1 protein-coding gene is annotated in these 223 nt (G+C 63.2%); it reads left to right on the top strand.

Annotated features, from left to right (window positions below; translation table 11 throughout):
* Positions 1 to 223: Ig-like domain-containing protein (locus WG891_RS27215; RefSeq protein WP_337274598.1), on the top strand; the 223-nt coding region annotated here is incomplete at both ends.

The raw sequence follows: 223 nt of genomic DNA, 5'->3' as shown, positions 1-223 counted from the left end.
GGAAGCGGGCGCGAAGGTCGAGATCTACGACAACGGCAACAAGCTTGGTGAAACCACCGCCGATGCCGAAGGGAACTGGGTCTTCACGCCGGAAAGCGAACTGGCGGAAGGCGAGCACAGCCTGACTACCCGTGCCACCGACGCGGCGGGCAATACGTCCGCAATGTCCCCACCGTGGGCTCTGGTGATCGACATTACGCCACCTGCTCAGCCGGGAACTGAC

Origin of the sequence: Serratia sp. MMO-28 (assembly GCF_037199905.1) — a bacterium.
In the GTDB taxonomy this organism is placed as follows: domain Bacteria; phylum Pseudomonadota; class Gammaproteobacteria; order Enterobacterales; family Enterobacteriaceae; genus Chania; species Chania oryzae.
This window is presented reverse-complemented; position numbering and strand designations above follow the sequence as displayed.